This is a genomic window from Paraburkholderia metrosideri (assembly GCF_904848625.1).
GTDB lineage: Bacteria > Pseudomonadota > Gammaproteobacteria > Burkholderiales > Burkholderiaceae > Paraburkholderia > Paraburkholderia metrosideri.
This window is the reverse complement of record NZ_CAJHCP010000036.1, coordinates 1-1,704: the sequence shown is the minus strand read 5'-3', so window position 1 is coordinate 1,704 and position 1,704 is coordinate 1. Positions and strand designations below refer to the sequence as shown.

The 1,704-nt window shown below is 62.0% G+C and carries 2 protein-coding genes; both read left to right on the top strand.

Translation table 11 applies throughout. From position 1 onward, the window contains the following. The first annotated feature begins 1 nt into the window (after position 1). A complete protein-coding gene (locus LMG28727_RS33840; RefSeq protein ID WP_201646644.1) occupies positions 2-859 on the top strand; it encodes an HpcH/HpaI aldolase family protein in 858 nt (285 codons plus the stop codon). A 3-nt stretch (positions 860-862) separates the two neighbouring features. Further along, the coding region (locus LMG28727_RS33835) for an acetolactate synthase large subunit (protein ID WP_201646643.1) at positions 863-1,704 on the top strand (842 nt) is incomplete at its 3' end.

The following is a 1,704-nucleotide window of genomic DNA, read 5'->3' as shown; positions in this document are numbered from 1 at the left end:
CATGAGCGACACTCGCCTGAACAGCATCATTCGCGCCTTCGAATCGGGCAAGACCGCGTACACCGCATTTTCGAAGCTGGACAAGCAGAACGCGATCGAGATGAGCGATGCACCGTATGACGGCATCGTCTTCGAAATGGAGCACAACCCGTACGACGTATCGGCGCTCGGCGACGCATTGCAATACATGCTGAACCGCAAACAGATCGCGGAATCCGCTTCAGTCTCGCCGCGTGTGACGCCGATTGCGCGGATCCCGGCGAACGGCGTCGAAATGAATCAGGCGTTTGCGAAGCAGGTACTCGATCGCGGTGCTTACGGTGTCGTGTGGCCGCACGTTGCCACTGTGGAGCAGGCGTACAACGCAGTAGCGTCGTGCCGCTATGCACGTCCGAAGAACGCGCCGCTGTATGAGCCGAAGGGCGCTCGCGGCGACGGTCCCGCAACCGCCGCGCGTTACTGGGGCTTGAGCATGGCCGACTACTACAGGAAGGCGGACGTGTGGCCGCTCGCGCCGGAAGGCGAAATCCTCGTCGGCCTGATGTGCGAAAGCACCGAAGCAATCGGGAACCTCGACGACATTCTGTCGAACGTGCCGGGCATTGGCTTCATCCTGATCGGCGAGGGCGACCTCAGCCAGCAACTCGGCCTGCCGCGTCAGTACGAGCATCCTGAAGTGCTCGACGCGATGCGCCAGATCGTCGAGACCTGCCACAAGCACAACGTGGTGGTCGGCAATCCGCACACCACCGCGAAGAATCACGATCGTCTGGTCAAGGAAGGCTACCGCTTCCTGATGTCGGCACCGCAACGCAGCTATGGCGTGGTCGGCGCAGCACGTGAGCTGGCGGGGTATTAATAAATGAACGGAGCCGAAAGCCTGGTCCAGACGCTCACCGCTCAGGGCGTCGATATCTGTTTCGCGAATCCCGGTACGTCGGAGATGCATTTTCTGAAGGCATTGGAAAACCCGGCGATGCGCAGCGTGCTGTGCCTGTTCGAAGGTGTCTGCACGGGCGCAGCCGACGGTTACTACCGGATGAAGGGTACGCCCGCGTCCACGCTGCTGCACCTGGGCCCGGGTCTCGCTAACGGACTGGCCAATATCCACAACGCGAAGCGCGCGTCGTCGGGGATGGTCAACATCGTGGGCGAGCATTCGGCTTCGCACCTGAAGTACGATCCGCCGCTGACGTCCGACATTGAAGGGCTCGCGCGTCCGCTGAGTCACTGGGTGCGTCGCGTTGAGTCGTCGCATTCGGTGGCGTGGGACGTGGCTGCTGCGGTCGCGAAGGCAAGCGAACACGTCGGCCAGATCGCCACGCTGATCCTGCCGGGCGATGCATCGTGGCAGGAAGCGGGCGAGGCGGTTGTCCCTTCCCGCGCGGTTGCCTTCGAGAAAGCGAAAGCGCCTGATGTAGCACGCGTCGAGCACATCGCGAAGGTCCTGCACTCGGGCGAGCCGACGCTGATCGTGCTCGCAGGTCATTCGACAAAAGGCCGCGCACTCGAACTCGCCGGCAAGCTCAAAGCTGCCACAGGTTGCCGTATTGCGACGCAGTTCTTCAGCGCGCGGATCGAACGCGGCGCGGGTCGTGTGACGCTTGAACGCATTCCGTATGCAGTCGGTCAGGCGGTTGACTATCTGAAGGCTTTCAAACACATCATCACGGTGGAAACCACCGAGCCGATCGCGTTCTTCAG